The following is a 15,606-nucleotide window of genomic DNA, read 5'->3' on the forward strand; positions in this document are numbered from 1 at the left end:
GCTTTAGCGTTGAGATAAAACCCTTTCAGGTTTGATGAGTAATTCCGCCATTTTGCGATTAATGCCAAAGCGGTGACCGGTCACTGCGCTCCAAAGAAAGTTTTTGCACCCTCAAAATCCCTTGCCTAAAACCGAAACTGCAAAGAAAATCCAGTTTGAGAAATATTGCAAAGGCGGGTCTGTTGATGATGTCCGTTGCGATTCTTAAAGAAGTCAGTGCCTTGCTTTCACTTGAACAGGTGATGAAGTGGATGCTCACCCGCACCCCGGCGGCGAAACTGGTGAACCTGATTGCCCAGGACGAATTCACCCACGATGTGATTATCCGCATTGAAGAAAAAACTTTTCTGGTGTTTGATACCACCTGACTTGGCGCGATTCGGGCAGTTGCCCTGTGGGAACATCAACCGACCGCCGATGAAATTTTAGAACAGCGGTTAGCCAGGGGGTGGACACCTACGCCGACTATGACCAATGACGGCGATGTGGTGATGGGACACGCCGCCTGTCTGGTGAAGCAACCCGGTAAATAAGCTTTTCAAATCGCTCAGTGGAAACTCATTCTTCGATTCAGGATTTCCTTTATGACAAAAAAAGTCTCTTTAATCGTTGTGGTTTTATCGCTCTTGTTTTCGGTGACGCTGAACGCCCAGCAGAAGCTTTCAGCTAAGAAAGCATCATCAACGAAACCGGCAAGCGCCAAACTCAACCCGCAGATTCAAAAAATCCTCAGTGAAATTTCTGCCAAAAATATCGAAGCGACGATTCGCAAACTGGTCAGTTTCGGCACTCGTCATTCGCTTTCGGACACGCAGAGCGAGACGCGCGGCATCGGCGCTGCCCGGCGTTGGATTAAAGCCGAAATGGAAGGCTACGCGAAAGACGCGGGCGGCAGGCTTCAGGTCGAATTCGATTCCTTCATTCAACCGGCCGGCGGGCGCGTCAATAAACCGACGGAACTTGTCAATGTGGTCGCGACCTTGCCCGGCAAACAGCCTGAATCGCAAGACCGCATTTATGTCGTCAGCGGGCATTACGATTCGTGTGTGTGCGCGCAGGATACAATGGATGCGACAAGCGACGCGCCGGGCGCAAACGATGATGCGTCGGGAACCGCTGCGGTGATGGAGATGGCGCGCGTCATGTCAAAATATGAATTCGATGCGACGCTGGTGTTTATGACGGTTGCCGCCGAAGAACAAGGTTTGCTTGGCGCAGGGCACTGGGCGGAGATGGCTAAGCAGAAAGGCTGGAACGTCGCAGGCATGATTACCAACGACATCATCGGCAGTTCACGCGCCGAAGACGGACATATTGACGATAAACAGGTGCGCTTGTTTGCCGAAGGGGTGCCGCCGCTTGCGCAACTTACGCCGGAACTGCGCACCCAGTTGCAAACCGGCGGCGAAAACGATTTGCCGACCCGCCAACTGGCGCGCTACATCAAAGAAACCGGCGAGCGTTATCTGAGAGGTTTCAAAGTCAATGTGATTTATCGCAAAGACCGTTACCTGCGCGGCGGCGACCATTCGCCGTTTTTAGAGCGCGGCTTTGCGGCAGTGCGGATGACCGAGCCGAACGAAGATTACAAACACCAGCATCAGAAAATTCGCGAAGACAACGGCGTAAAATATGGCGATTTGCCGGAGTTTGTGGATTTCAATTATGTCGCCCAGGTCGCCCGCGTCAATGCTGCGGCGCTGGCAAGCCTGGCGCTCGCTCCGGCTGCGCCAAAGAAGGTCGAGATGGAAACCGCGCGGCTTGAAAACGACACGACCATTCGCTGGGAAGCTAATCGTGAGCCTGACCTTGCCGGCTACCGAATCGTCTGGCGCGATACCACCGCGCCGTTTTGGACGAATGCGGTGATGGTCGGCAATGTCACGCGCTATACGGTTAAGAATATGTCAAAGGACAATTACTTTTTCGGCGTGCAGGCGGTTGATAAAGACGGCAATGTGAGCATGGCGGTTTACCCGACGCCCTATCGTCCGCAACGAAGACAGTGAAAAAGGGGAGAAAGGGAGCAAGCGAGAAGGGGCGATTCAAGCTTGGTTCACTTTTATTGCAGATTATAAATACCACAACCCGTTGAGCGCCGGTCTCTGACCGTCGTAAAGTCATGGATTTATCAATATAAGGACAGTAATGCAGGAATACATCAAAGAAGCGCAGGCGTTTATTCAATCGGAACGTGACGGCATGCTTTGCACCTTGTCACGCCGTTTGGAAGGTTTTCCGTTCGGTTCAATTGCGCCCTTTGCGCTCACTGATGCGGGCGAGCCGTTGATTTTAATCAGCGACATTGCCGAACATACGCGCAATGTTCGCGCCGATGCCCGCGTCAGTTTTCTCATTCAGGATTCAAAAGCCGTAGACCAGCAAGCCGCCGCCCGCGCCACGCTTGTCGGTTATGCGTTGCCGGTGTCGGAACCGTTCATCGAAGATGCGCGCAATCGTTATCTGAGCGCCGTGCCCGGTGCCGCCAGCTATTTTGCGATGCATGATTTTTCACTCTTTCGCATTCACACCTTGCAGGTGCGCTTCATTGGCGGGTTTGGCAACATCTACTGGATTGACGGCAAAGAGATGTTTGATCGTTCGGGCGACGCAAAATTCGATGCGATAGCGCCGCACGCCGAAGGCATCTGTAAACACATGAACGAAGACCACGAAGCCGCAATGATTGCTTACGCCAAAGCTTTTGCCGCAACCCAAGCCGAAAGCGCCAGGATGCTGCGCGTTGATAGTTATGGTTTCGACCTGATTGCCATCGAAAAAGGCATGCACAAACCCCTTCGTTTGAATTTCCCCGCGCCGGTTACGACTACCGAAGAGTTACGCCAAGCCACGGTGGCAATGGTTCGACAGGCGCAACAAATCATTGGTTAATTACAACCTGATAGCTAACCGGCTTATTTATAGAAAATAATCAATAGTCTGTTTCAGAGCTTTTGGCTTGAAGTCTTATCTTGAAGTTGAATGTAGCGGTTGAATATTAATTATAGATAATCTGTTTCGGATGATTTGAAAAGTATGTTATGATGCTGTTTATGCAGAATAATCTCACGACGACTTCTTATCTGGTCTTAGGTTTGGTGGCGCGACTCGGCGCAGCGACGCCTTATGATTTGAAGCGCGCGGTCTATCACACGGTCGAATATTTCTGGGCGTTTCCGCATTCGCAACTTTATGCCGAACCTGACCGTCTGAAAAAAGCCGGATATCTGAAAGAGTCGCGAGAACGCAGCGGGCGGCGGCGCAGAACCTTTACGATTACCGAAAGCGGTCGCGCGGCGCTCGCAAATTGGCTGCGCGAACCGACCGAGGAACCCATCGAAATTCGCGACCTGGCGCTTTTGAAACTCTATTTCGGCGAACTCGCAACCGCTGCCGATGTTCAAACGCTCGCCGCGCAACAACTCAACTTGCATCAAGCGCGGCTCGCCGAATATGAAGCGCTTCGTCAGACGCGGCAACTTGACGAAGCCGGGGCGAGATTTCCTTTAGCGGTTCTCGATATGGGAATGCTTTTTGAGCGCGCCGCCCTGGCGTTCTGGCAAACCATTATCAACGACCCGCCAGGCGCAGGTAAACGGCTGCAACCGGCAAGTGAGTTTACAAAGGTCGCGAAGAACCGCGCGAGTCAATTACCAAGCGCAAAAGCGCGCAATCGTGTGCCAATCGGTGAAGCGGACAAATCGGTAGAGGCGCAACCCCACAAGGCGCAAATTTTTGGTGAGCCGGAGGTTGAATCGTTCGTTGAAGACTTTGAAAAAGCGACAACCGAAAAATTTGCCGAAGAGACAAATTCATCTCTTGAAGAAACCTTACCCGACCATCTTTTATAACTTTTTATTTATCGATGAGGCGCATCACTGCGCGGGCGGCGCGTTCGGGAACCGACCCCTCGCCGGTTTCCAGCTTTCTGCGAACTTCTGCGAGGTCTTCGCGCATCTGCATCAGTCGCCTTGAATCGCCTGACACTTCTTGAACAGTTTCGGCAATACGTTCGCCTGTGCAGTCATGTTGTATGAGTTCAGGCATAATGCGACGCCCGGCAATCAAGTTGACCATGCCAAAGGTATCGAGTTGAATGAGCGGGCGAATCAGTCGCCAATTGATTTCCGACCCGCGATAGACAATCACCATAGGGGTTCCGGCAAGCGCCGTCTCGACGGTTGCCGTGCCGCTTGCGACGACCGCAAACGCCGCGTGCCCCAGGGCATTATAGGTGTCGCGTTCGATTATCGTTACTTCAACACCGGAATCTTTAATCGCTTTTTCAATGGTTTCGCGGGAAACCGTTGACGCCAGCGGCAAAATAAATTGCGGAGCATTCAATTGACGGGCTGCTTTGAGCATTTCCGGCAAATGGTAATGAATCTCTTTGTGACGGCTGCCCGGAAGCAGAGCGATAAACGGGCGCGAAGCATCGAGTCCATGTTGGCTGGCAAAGGCTTCGCGTGTAAGGGTGAGGCGCACGGCTTCAACCAACGGATGACCGATGTATTCAACATCAATGTTTTGATTTTTATAAAACGCCTCTTCAAACGGCAGGATGACGAGCATTTTATCGACATCGCGTTTCAAGGCGTTGACGCGATACCGCCGCCATGCCCAGACCTGCGGGCTGATGTAATAAATGATTTTGCAACCTTCGCGATGTAACTTTTTGGCGACTCGCATATTGAAATCGGGCCAATCAACCAGTACGACGGCATCGGGTTTTCGTATCCTTGCCGCGTGAATCAACTTGCGAAATGCGCCGTAGAGTTTGCCAAGCGCGCCAATGATTTCAGGAATGCCGATGATGGCGACCTCACGCGCATCGACTAAAGTTTCAACGCCTGCGGCGCGCATCTCTTCGCCGCCTGACCCGAAAAAAGTGAACTCGGTTTCGGGAAAAAGTTTGACGAGCGCGCGCGCCAAAGCCGCGCCATGTTTATCGCCTGAAGCTTCGCCTGCGACAATCATGATAGTTCGTTGATGGGTTTTTATCGGTGGTGTCGAAATCGTTTCAGCCTGAGTCATGAGTTGCCTTAACCAGCGTGAGCACGATTATAAATTCATGCAAGTCGCCCTTCAAAATTAAAACTTATTTCAAAATAAATAAAACGAATCTCGCGGGGTTATGAAGAGTGATGAGTTTGAGGGTACAATGGCGCTATGTCAGCAAAACCTGTTTTAGCAATTGTCGTAGGCGGCGGTCCCGCGCCCGGTATCAATGCGGTGATTTCGGCTGCCGCCATCGAAGCCATCAACGAAGGCTTTGAGGTAGTCGGCGTACAGGACGGATTCAAATTTCTGATGCGCGAAGATGCTTCAAAGATTCGTCCGCTTACCATTGATGATGTATCGCGCATTCATCTCGATGGCGGCTCGGTGCTCGGCACGGCGCGCGATAACCCGACGAAATCCGCCGCCGCGATTCAAGCGGTCGTCAAAACTTTGCGCTCGAAAAGTGTCACCCATCTGGTCACTATTGGCGGCGATGACACGGCGCTCTCTTCAAGGTACGTTTCGGAAAATTCCGACGGGCAGATTCGTGTCGTCCATGTTCCCAAAACCATTGATAACGATTTGCCACTACCGGCGCACATCCCGACATTCGGTTATCAAACCGCGCGGCATGTTGGCGTCGAACTGGTTCACAATCTCATGGAAGATGCGCGCTCGACCAAACGTTGGTACGTTGTCGTGGCGATGGGCAGAAAAGCCGGATACCTCGCACTGGGCATCGGCAAAGCCGCAGGCGCAACGCTTACCTTGATTGGCGAAGAGTTCCGCCGCGACGTTGTGTCGTTTAAAGAAATCTGCGACATCGTTGAAGGCTCGATTATCAAACGCCGCGCCATGCGTAGACATTTCGGCGTGGTGATTCTTGCCGAAGGGTTGATTGAAAAACTCGACCCGCAGGAACTTGCAGACTTGCAGGACGTCGAACGCGATGAACACGGGCACATACGCTTTGCCGAAGTCGATTTGGCGCGCAAGGTCAAAGCCGAAGTGCAGGGAAGGTTATCTATGCGCGGCATTCGCGTCACCATCACCAATAAAAATATCGGTTATGAACTGAGATGCGCCGACCCCATTCCATTCGATGCGGCTTACTGTCGCGACCTGGGTTACAGCGCCATTCGCTTTTTGCTCGGCGGCGCAAGCGGCGCGATGGTGAGCATTCAAGGCGGGCGATTGACGCCGATTTCCTTCGATGAATTGCGCGACCCGGCAACCGGTAAAACCCGTGTGCGTCAGGTCAATGTCGATAGCGAAGGGTTCCGCGTGGCTCGCGAATACATGATTCGTTTGCAGGCATCCGATTTTGCCGACGCCGATTGGGTGGAAAAAATGGCAAAAGCCGGACATTTAAGTGTCGAAGAGTTTCACAACAAATTTGATTATTTGGGTAAATAATAATTTTGTCATTGGTCATCAGTCATTGATCATTTGCAATTTACTCCTGTAACTGACTCCTGACTCCTGACTCCTGACTCCTGACTAATTCATATGGCAATAAAAAGAATTGGAGTTTTAGTTGGCGGCGGTCCTGCGCCGGGTACGAATGGCGTCATCTCTGCGGTGACTATCGAAGCAATCAACATGCGTTGCACGCCTATCGGTTTTCACGATGGCTTCGAGTGGTTAGTCGAACGCTATACGGATGAGCAGCATGAACTTTCAATCAATGAAGTGTCGCGCATACACCTTGATGGCGGTGCCATCCTTGGCGCTTCACGCACAGACATCACACGCGACGCGAGGAGTTTGGAAAATGCCATCGCGGCGTTGAAAAAATTGGAGATTGAAGGCTTGGTGACCATCGGCGGGGATGATTTGGTTCGCAGTTCGATGGCGATTGAACGTGAAACCGCAGGCGCGATTAAAGTCGTGCAGGTGCCGAAAAGTATTGATAACGATTTATGGTTGCCGTTGCCGGTTTCAACGCTCGGTTACGAAACCGCGCGGCACGTCGGCGTAGGTCTGGTGCATACCTTGATGGAAGATGCCAAGACCACCGGACGCTGGTATTTCGGCGTGACTATGGGAAGACCCACAGGGCATTTGACGCTTGGCATCGGCAAAGCCGCGGGCGCGACCTGCACCATCATTCCCGAAGAATTTCATAAACAGACCATCTCGCTTGCGGAAATCTGCGACATCGTTGAAGGCACGATTATCAAACGGCGGGCGCTTGGTCGCGCGCATGGCGTTGTCCTGCTTGCCGAAGCCCTGGTTGAACATTTCGACCCCGCAGAGGTTGCCGAATTGCAGGACGTTGACCGCGATGCGCAAGGCAACATTCGCGTCACCGAAATTGACCTCGGTCGCAAAGTGAAAAACGAAGTACAGATACGACTGGAACAGCGCGGCATCAAAGCAACGATTGTCGATAAGACGATTGGTTATGAATTGAGATGCGCGCCGCCGATTCCTTACGATGCCGAGTATGCGCGTGAACTCGGTTACGCGGCGGTCAATTATCTGCTGGGCGGCGGTTCAAACGCCATGATGACCATTCAGGGCGGCGAGTTTGAAGCGGTGCCATTTGATCAGGTGATTGACCCGCAGACCGGACGTGGGCGTTTGCGTTTCGTGGATGTCGACACCGAAAGTTATCAGGTGGCGAGTGATTACATGGTGCGCATCGGCAAAAAGGATTTTGAGGACGAAGCCTGGCTTGCGAAACTCGCCGAAGCCGGTGGTCTGTCGAAGGACGATTTTATAGCGCGTTTCGGCAAATTCGCTCATTGAATCAGTAGCCCGACCGTAAGGGAGGGCGTTTGCGTCTTGCGCCCTCCCTTACGGTCGGGCTACTGACACGTTCAATCATTGGTCATTTGCAAAACACTTTCGGACAAATGACCAATGACAAGTGACAACTGCCCAATGACCCTAATCCATTCGCATTCAAAATCAAAAAGCTTTAAACTGTCGCCACACCATTTCGATTTCAGGGGGAGCGATGTTTACTCGAAGAAATTTTTTAAGAACCTTTGGCACTGCCGCAAGCCTGAGCGTGGTCGCTTCGTTTCGCGATGACAGCCTTGAGCGCATCTTTGCCGCTACTAAACACGTTGATAAAGTTCCGGCAGAAGAACTGGCTTTGGATGAAGATTTCTGGCGCGAAATCCAGAATGCTTTTACGCTCGACCGCACGATTATCAATTTGAATAACGGCGGGGTCTGCCCGTCGCCGCGCATCGTTCACGAAACCCTGAAACGTTACCTGGACATTTCCAACGAAGCGCCGAGTTATTCGATGTGGCGCTTACTTGAACCCAACATCGAAAGCGTAAGACGCGGGCTGGCGAACGCTTTCGGATGCGATATGGAAGAGATTGCCATCACCCGCAACGCCAGTGAGGCGCTGGAAATTTGCCAACTCGGTTTAGACCTCAAACGCGGTGATGAAGTGCTCACCACCAATCAGGATTACGGGCGTATGATTAACACCTGGATGCAGCGCGAACGCCGCGACGGCATTAAACTCAAACAGATTTCCTTTCCGGTGCCGCCGCCTTCGCAGGATTATCTGTTCGAGATTTTTGAAAAAGCCATCACCCCGCAAACCCGTGTCATACACGTTTGTCACATCACCAATCTAACCGGACAGATTTTTCCGATTAAACGCATTTGCCAGATGGCGCGGGCAAAGGGAATCGAAGTCATCGTTGACGGCGCGCATGCATTTGCCCATTTCCCCTTCAAACAGGCTGACCTCGATTGCGATTATTACGGCACCAGTTTGCACAAATGGCTGCTTGCGCCGGTCGGCACCGGGATGCTTTATGTGCGCAAAGCGAAGATTAAAAATCTGTGGCCATTGATGCCTGCCGATAAAAAGCAGGATGATGACATTCGCAAATTTGAAGAGATTGGCACCCACCCGGCGGCAAATCATAACGCCATTGCCGAGGCATTGAATTTTCATGAAGGCATTGGTTCAGAACGCAAAGCCGCGCGTTTGCGTTATTTGAAAAACCGTTGGGCGCGTCGCTTGGAGAAAACCGGACGGGTGAAAATTTTGACACCATATGACCCTGCACAATCCTGCGCGCTGGCGAATTTTTCGGTTGAAGGTGTTGACCCGGTCAAACTCGGCGGTCATTTGTGGGATAAATACCGGATTAACTGCACGCCGATTGTGCATGCCGAATACAGCGGCATTCGCATCACCCCGAATGTCTACACGACGATTCGCGAAATCGATATTTTCTGCGATGCTGTTGAAAAGGTGATTCGTTCGGGACTGCCGACGTAAAGCTCACAGTCGCGTTGCGATTTTGCCAATGTAGCGAAAGAGCCAAATGTGAAACCGGATTGAAATTACTATGAGATTGACCGCTTTCGCATAAGCGACCTATGGTTGAGTGATGAAAGTTCGTGAAGTCGTCAAACTGCTTGAAGCTGATGGCTGGTATTTAGCGCGAACCAAAGGCAGCCACCATCAATTCAAGCATCCGACAAAAGCCGGCGTGGTCACGATTCCAGGCAATAAAAACGACGACATTGCGCCCGGAACGCTCAACAATATTTTGAAACAAGCGGGATTGAAAGCATGAAAAAATATCTTATCGTCATTGAAAAAACCGCTACCGGCTATTCGGCATATTCGCCTGATGTGCCGGGTTGCGGCTCAACCGGCAAAACCAAAAAAGCGGTCGAAAAAAATATTCGCGAAGCCATTGAATTTCATTTGGAGGGATTGCGACTTGAAGGTTGCGAAATTCCCGAGCCGAGCAGTTATTCTTCCTACGTTGAAGTAGCTGCTTAAAATTACCTCGCGAATGTCTACACGACGATTGGCGAAATTGATATTTTCTGTGATGCTGTTGAAAAAGTGATGCGTTCGGGCTTACCCGCTTGCAAATAGATTAAATTTTTCAAGATTCAAAAATCTGTTGATTGCTCAGTTACTCCGGTTAGGCAATCAACAGATTTTTTTTTATGATTACCATGTCACCTCACGAACTGATTAAAGTATTGGAGGGATGAGATTGATTTTTCAGGAACCTGCACCACCGCTTTCCGGCAAAGCCGTCATTAATAAAATTCAAGACTATTTACAGTATCCGTTTATCAACTACAACAATTTTAAAATTTCGATTCTCAGCCTGGTGATTTTTGCAGCGGTTATTTTTATCACCCTGCTGGTTTCGCGCTTCATCAGAAGCATACTCGATAAACGGGTGTTGCCAAGGTTTTCAAACATCGACCGGGGGCTGCAATACACCATGCTCAGAATGGTGCATTATCTCATCATTTTCTTCGGCATCATTTACGCTTTGAAAGCGGGCTTTGGCGCAGACCTCACAGGGATTGCCGTGGTCATCGGCTTTTTATCGGTTGGCATCGGCTTTGGATTGCAAGCCATCACCGGCGATGTGATTGCCGGGTTCATCTTGCTTTTTGAAAGACCCTTGCGGGTCGGCGATTATTTGAAACTCGGTGAAATGGAAGGTCGCGTCGCGCAAATCAATCTGCGTTCAACGATGCTTATAACCAATGATCAGGTGACGATTATCGTGCCCAATTCCGAACTCGTGAAAAATCGCGTCATCAACTGGTCATATAGTTCAAAAGTGAGAATTAAAGTTCCCGTTGAAACTTCGGAAAAAAGCGACCTTGATGCCGTGACCGAAACCTTAATCAGAGCGGCATCGGACATTGCTCACGTGCTGACGGAGCCGAAACCGATAGTGCGGTTTATAGGGCATGGTGATTCGTCTTTGAAATTTGAGTTGTTAATCTGGACGGATGCGCCGCACGACCATCAACGCATTCGTAGCGACATCAATCGCCATATTCATCAACTATTCAATGAAACGGGCATTGCCATTCCGGTTTTGCAACGCGATTTCCATATTCGCGGCGGTGTGGTGAAATTGAATAAGCGAAAATCGAAGAATCACAAAGCGGCACAGGGAGGCGAAATCGTCGAAGGCATCAGGTTGTCGAGCCTCGAAGCCAAAGTCAAAAGCGAAGAATGAAACTTTTTCCCAAGTTAAGCGATAAAAGCTTAGAGAGTGACGGGTAAACTTTCAGGTATTTCCAAATCATTGATTTCTACAGGCAATGAATTTTTTATTTTTTACAACATCATCACGATTGGTTCGGCAGCGTTAAACGCTGCGCCGCGCTGCAACAAAGCGCACTGTTTGGGCATCCATAAAACAGCACAGCTTCAAAAGACCGGAATCAACAAAGGTTTTCAGAATTTTGAAGCCGAATCTCCAAAGCGGCGGTATTAACCCGTAGTGGAATAAATCGTCGCTACAAATTTACAAGCCACTTTAAGAGGTACTGAGATGATAAACAAACAATTGCAAGCCCTGACGTTGATTTTCGGATTATTCATTTGCCTCACCTTAACCGCGCAGGCACAGGAATCTGCCACCGAAGACGAAAAAGCCGCGCCTGAGAAAAAGGCTGTGGCGTTGCTCGAACAGGTGGTTGTCGAAAGCAGCAGCCTCAGACTTCCTGAAAACCGCATACGATTGCAGATTCAACTTGGCGATTTGTTGTGGATGCGTAACGAGGGACAGGCGCGGGCGATGTTCGATGCAGCGGGCGCAGCCTTGCAGGAATTGCAGCGCGTGGCGTCTGCCAATCGCGTCAATAATCGTCGCGGCTTTGATCCGGGCTTCAATATGGTGATGCAACTCAGGCAGGAATTGGTGATGACCGCCGCCCAACATAACGCCACGCTGGCTTATCAATTGTTGAGTTTGACGCGCCTGCCCGCGACCAGTGATTCGCCATTTAACCGCCAGCAAGCGAACCTTGAAAGTAATATGGAACAGACGTTGATGGCGCAGATTGCCCGCATCGACCCGCAGATGGCGCTCAAGAACGCCGAAGAATGGTTGGACAAAGGCCAGTACCCGTATTCACTGACCCAGGTCATCTATGACCTGCAAAGCAAAGATAAAGACGCTGCCGCGAGGCTCACCGAAAGAGTGGTCAAACAACTGCAAGCCGAAAATCTGCTTGCCAAACCCGAAGCCGCCAGAATGGTTTCGATGTTATTGATGTCGGGACCGCGTCCTGTAGAAAATGCCAATGCCGAAAATTCGGCTGCGCGCGTACAAATCGTTCAATATAGCAGTCAACCGGTGCTCGATGAAGCTACCTATCGAAGTTTGCTTGAACAACTCATCACTGCCGCGCTCAAAGATACCTCGGCAACCCAGGGCGGGCAACGCGCTGGCGGGCAATCTCGCGGATTCAATACGGGACAGGGCGCAAGCGAACAGGAGAATGCGCGGATGCTGCTGATGCAACTCGGCTCACTGATGTCGCAAATCGAAAAATATGCGCCGACACGGGCGGCTGCCGTGCGACAGCGCACCGGTCAGGCGGGCATGGATTTTAATCGCGGCGCGGAATACCGAGAGATGATGCAAAAGGGGACTTCTGAAAATCTGGTTGCGGCTGCCGCCAGCGCGCCCGAATATATGCAGCGCCAGCTTTATTATCAAGCGGCATCGAAAGCCATCAATGAAGGCAATTTTGACCGCGCCCGTCAAATCGTCAATGACCATGTAGACCCTGCCATGCGCGGCGAACTGCTCAAGACCATTGAAAGCAAACAGATGTCTGCGAAAGAGAAAGAACTGACAATGGATAGCGTTCGTCAGGCGTTGTCGCGCTTTAATTCCGATGACGAGCGCGTCGGTTTTCTCATTGATTTATCCAGGCAACAGCAGAAAAATAATCCGAAACTGGCTAGCCAAATTCTTGAAGAGGCGCAGAAATTAATCGGCATACGCCTGTCGAGTTATGATCAACTCGAAGACCAGTTGGCGATTGCGCGCGCCTATATCGAACTCGACACCGGGCGAAGTTTTGAAGCCTTAGACCCGGGCATCAACCAACTCAACCAGTTGTTTCCGGCGGCAAGCCAGTTGAGCGGATTTGAAGTAAATATTTTCAAAGACGGCGAAATGTTGTTGATCCAGGGCGGCAACCGGCTCGCTTCGATGGTCAATCAATACGCCGAACAGATTGCTCAGCTTGCGCAAAAAGATTTTGACCGCGCCTTGACCACCGCCGATAAATTCCAGATTTCCGAAGCGCGACTCATGGCGCGACTCACCATCGCCCGTCAGGTGCTTGGCGGCAGATCGCAAAATAACTTTAACCGGTTCGGCGGGCGCGGCGGCATCAGTATTGGAGGAGGAAGACCCGGCAGACCTTAACCGTTTGTTGAAACGGGCGCAATTGTGATAGAGATTGCGCGCACACATCAATCCAGGAGGGTAGAGAAAAATGCGCGCGCTCTGTTTGTCAATCAATAAACATTTAAACCTCACTGTCAGTTTTTTGCCCTGTTTTTTTCTGCTCTTTGCAGCCTTTGGCGCAAGTCCTGAGTCACTTCAACAACCGCCTTCGCAGAGCGAACTTTTAGAGCGTTTCAAGCAGATGTCGAAAGCCGCCGAGACCCGTGGGCTTGCTGAGCCTTTCAAAGGCATCACCACCAACGGCACAGTTATCCCTAACCTCTTTCCGATTCGCTCGACAGGCGTTTCCATAGCGCCGGTGCGTAAAGCCGCCGAAATCTACATCGCAACGCTTAGCGACGAACAACGCGGCAAATCCATGTTCGCTATTGATGACGACGAATGGCGCAAATGGATGAATCAGCATTTTTACGTTCGCCAGGGTGTCAGTTTCAAAGAGATGACCGATGCGCAACGCCAAGCCGCTATCGGTTTGTTGCGGGCATCACTGAGCGCCAGGGGCTTGAAACTTACGCGCGACATCATGCGACTCAATCATACTTTGGGTGAACTCAACAACAATGATTTTTTCCAATATGGCGAATGGCTTTACTGGATTACCTTGATGGGCAAGCCATCGGATAAAGAACCCTGGGGATGGCAACTCGACGGGCATCACGCCATCATCAACTATTTTGTGATGGGCGACCAAGTGGTAATGAGTCCGGCATTTTTCGGTTCGGAACCGGTTACGGCTCGTGAAGGAAAATTCAAAGGCACGACGATTTTGCAGGACGAGCAACGCATGGGCTTGGCGATGATCAACGCGCTTACCGATGGGCAACGCCAGAAAGCCATCATTCAGGTTTCCAAGACCGGCAATAACAACGTCGGCGAAGCCTATAAAGATAATGTGGTGTTGGACTATGCAGGGGTTCGCGCAGCGGAGTTTTCTGCACAACAAAAAAGACAACTCCTCGACCTCATCAATCAATATGTCTCGAATATGCGCGACGGTCATGCCAAAGTGAAAATGCATGAAGTGCGGGCGCATTTGGATGAAACCCGGTTTGCGTGGGTAGGCGGGACGGATGCGACAAGCGTTTTCTATTACCGCATTCATAGCCCGGTGGTGCTCATTGAATTCGACCATCAATTGCCCGCGAACCTGCGCCACCTCGCCGCTGACCCGCGGGTTCCCAATCGCGAACACATTCATACGGTAATGCGCACGCCGAACGGCAACGATTACGGCAAAGATTTACTCCGGCAACATTACCAACAACACCCGCACCCGCATAATCATTGAGCGTAGTTGATAGTGGTCAGTACCCGTTACGGTAGCGGCGGGGTCTTGTTGTGATTAAAAAGCAGTAAAGGTGGTCAACAACCTATAAACTATGGAAGCGGTCGCCCAATTTGAAGTCACCGGGCATTATGATTTGCCGAGGCGCGGTGTTTTGCTGATCGGTCATATTCTCGGTGACGGTATCAAAGTCGGTATGCAAATTCCGACTCATGATGAACCGCCATTCTTGACGATTTCCGGCATTGAGGCGCTTTGCAACCCGTCCAAACAAATCTATAAGCAGGCTTTAATTTTCCGCGAAAAACCGACGCTTGAATTTTTAGAGCGCGTCTTTCCGGTTGGCACCATTATCAAAACAAAACAAGGTGAAGCTGGTTTGTGAATTGCGTGCTTGTGACAGAAAAAATTAGCTATGATGATTCATAAAAAATACCTTCTGATCACTGCATCAATCGTTTTAATCGCGCTGCTTTCGACTTTGTATTTTTTCTACAAACGAAAATCCCCTGAAGTGTTATCTATCCCTGCGGTTGGCGGCAGAGTGGAAGCGCGATTTCACTTCGCCGAATCGCCGATTTTTCTACAAACCGATTCACGCTGGGCGACACAGGAAATCGGTGGCAGTCGCGAACCGCTTCGCGCCGTTGGTTGCACCATCTGTTCATTGAGCATGGCGCTGGCGCATTACGATATTGAAATGACGCCCGATGCGCTCAATGAAAAGCTCAAGGCTCAGGAAGGTTTCACCGAACAGGGGTGGTTGAAATGGAATAAAATCGCCAGCGTCACCGAACAGAAAATCCGCGTCGATATTCCCACACTTTCACATGAAGCCATCGACCATGCTTTAAAATCGCAACAACCGGTCATCGCAAAAATTTTATTGAACGGCAGCATTCAACACTGGGTGTTAATCGTCGGCAAATCGGGGCAGGAATATTTAATCAAAGACCCGTTGGGCGATGGCCGGTCACTAGAACCCTTATCAAAATTCGGCAGCGATATTTTCGCCATCCGGGTCGTTGCAAAAAACAACGCTTAAACCGGAACCGGTTGTCCTTAATATGAAAT

At 50.8% G+C, this 15,606-nt stretch carries 15 protein-coding genes; 14 read left to right on the forward strand and 1 reads right to left on the reverse strand.

From position 1 onward, the window contains the following. Window positions 1–155 precede the first annotated feature (155 nt). The 4 genes from AB1757_16755 to AB1757_16770 all read left to right on the forward strand — a co-directional run bounded on the left by AB1757_16755 (window position 156) and on the right by AB1757_16770 (window position 3,851). Window positions 156–368, forward strand: a complete 213-nt coding sequence (locus AB1757_16755) for a hypothetical protein (GenBank protein ID MEW6128692.1) — start codon at window positions 156–158, stop codon at window positions 366–368. Window positions 369–584: 216 nt separating this feature from the next. Further along, window positions 585–2,009 (forward strand): M28 family metallopeptidase, encoded by a 1,425-nt coding sequence (locus tag AB1757_16760; protein ID MEW6128693.1) that lies wholly within the window; start codon window positions 585–587, stop codon window positions 2,007–2,009. Window positions 2,010–2,148: 139 nt separating this feature from the next. Beyond that, on the forward strand, window positions 2,149–2,892 hold the full coding sequence (locus AB1757_16765) for a DUF2470 domain-containing protein (GenBank protein MEW6128694.1): 744 nt from the start codon (window positions 2,149–2,151) through the stop codon (window positions 2,890–2,892). Window positions 2,893–3,053: 161 nt separating this feature from the next. Further along, the gene (locus AB1757_16770; protein MEW6128695.1) at window positions 3,054–3,851 is read left to right on the forward strand and encodes a PadR family transcriptional regulator; all 798 of its coding nucleotides are present in this window, start codon (window positions 3,054–3,056) and stop codon (window positions 3,849–3,851) included. Window positions 3,852–3,855: 4 nt separating this feature from the next. On the opposite strand, the gene lpxB is transcribed toward AB1757_16770, so the two are convergent. Next, a complete protein-coding gene (gene lpxB / locus AB1757_16775) occupies window positions 3,856–5,034 on the reverse strand; it encodes a lipid-A-disaccharide synthase (protein MEW6128696.1) in 1,179 nt (392 codons plus the stop codon). Window positions 5,035–5,169: 135 nt separating this feature from the next. On the opposite strand from lpxB, the gene pfp reads away from it, so the two are divergent. The 10 genes from pfp to AB1757_16825 all read left to right on the forward strand — a co-directional run bounded on the left by pfp (window position 5,170) and on the right by AB1757_16825 (window position 15,577). Then, window positions 5,170–6,417 (forward strand): diphosphate--fructose-6-phosphate 1-phosphotransferase, encoded by a 1,248-nt coding sequence (pfp, locus tag AB1757_16780; protein ID MEW6128697.1) that lies wholly within the window; start codon window positions 5,170–5,172, stop codon window positions 6,415–6,417. A gap of 93 nt (window positions 6,418–6,510) precedes the next feature. Then, window positions 6,511–7,755 carry a 6-phosphofructokinase gene (locus AB1757_16785; GenBank protein ID MEW6128698.1) on the forward strand — a complete coding sequence of 415 codons (1,245 nt, stop codon included), beginning with the start codon at window positions 6,511–6,513 and terminating at the stop codon, window positions 7,753–7,755. Between the two features lie 211 nt (window positions 7,756–7,966). Beyond that, window positions 7,967–9,265 carry an aminotransferase class V-fold PLP-dependent enzyme gene (locus AB1757_16790; protein ID MEW6128699.1) on the forward strand — a complete coding sequence of 433 codons (1,299 nt, stop codon included), beginning with the start codon at window positions 7,967–7,969 and terminating at the stop codon, window positions 9,263–9,265. Window positions 9,266–9,377: 112 nt separating this feature from the next. Further along, on the forward strand, window positions 9,378–9,566 hold the full coding sequence (locus tag AB1757_16795; GenBank protein ID MEW6128700.1) for a type II toxin-antitoxin system HicA family toxin: 189 nt from the start codon (window positions 9,378–9,380) through the stop codon (window positions 9,564–9,566). Continuing rightward, a complete protein-coding gene (locus tag AB1757_16800) occupies window positions 9,563–9,778 on the forward strand; it encodes a type II toxin-antitoxin system HicB family antitoxin (GenBank protein MEW6128701.1) in 216 nt (71 codons plus the stop codon). The genes AB1757_16795 and AB1757_16800 overlap by 4 nt, the downstream gene beginning before the upstream one ends. A 217-nt stretch (window positions 9,779–9,995) precedes the next feature. Continuing rightward, window positions 9,996–10,994, forward strand: coding sequence for a mechanosensitive ion channel domain-containing protein (locus AB1757_16805; GenBank protein ID MEW6128702.1), 999 nt, complete (start codon window positions 9,996–9,998; stop codon window positions 10,992–10,994). Window positions 10,995–11,312: 318 nt separating this feature from the next. Next, window positions 11,313–13,205, forward strand: coding sequence for a hypothetical protein (locus tag AB1757_16810; GenBank protein MEW6128703.1), 1,893 nt, complete (start codon window positions 11,313–11,315; stop codon window positions 13,203–13,205). A gap of 223 nt (window positions 13,206–13,428) precedes the next feature. Then, window positions 13,429–14,535 carry a DUF3500 domain-containing protein gene (locus AB1757_16815; GenBank protein ID MEW6128704.1) on the forward strand — a complete coding sequence of 369 codons (1,107 nt, stop codon included), beginning with the start codon at window positions 13,429–13,431 and terminating at the stop codon, window positions 14,533–14,535. Between the two features lie 91 nt (window positions 14,536–14,626). After that, complete coding sequence (locus AB1757_16820) at window positions 14,627–14,917, forward strand: hypothetical protein (GenBank protein MEW6128705.1); 291 nt, start codon at window positions 14,627–14,629, stop codon at window positions 14,915–14,917. A 30-nt stretch (window positions 14,918–14,947) separates the two neighbouring features. Next, entirely contained in the window at window positions 14,948–15,577 is a 630-nt protein-coding gene (locus AB1757_16825; GenBank protein ID MEW6128706.1) for a cysteine peptidase family C39 domain-containing protein, read from the forward strand. Window positions 15,578–15,606: the final 29 nt, after the last annotated feature.

It is taken from the genome of Acidobacteriota bacterium (assembly GCA_040754075.1).
GTDB lineage: Bacteria > Acidobacteriota > Blastocatellia > UBA7656 > UBA7656 > JBFMDH01.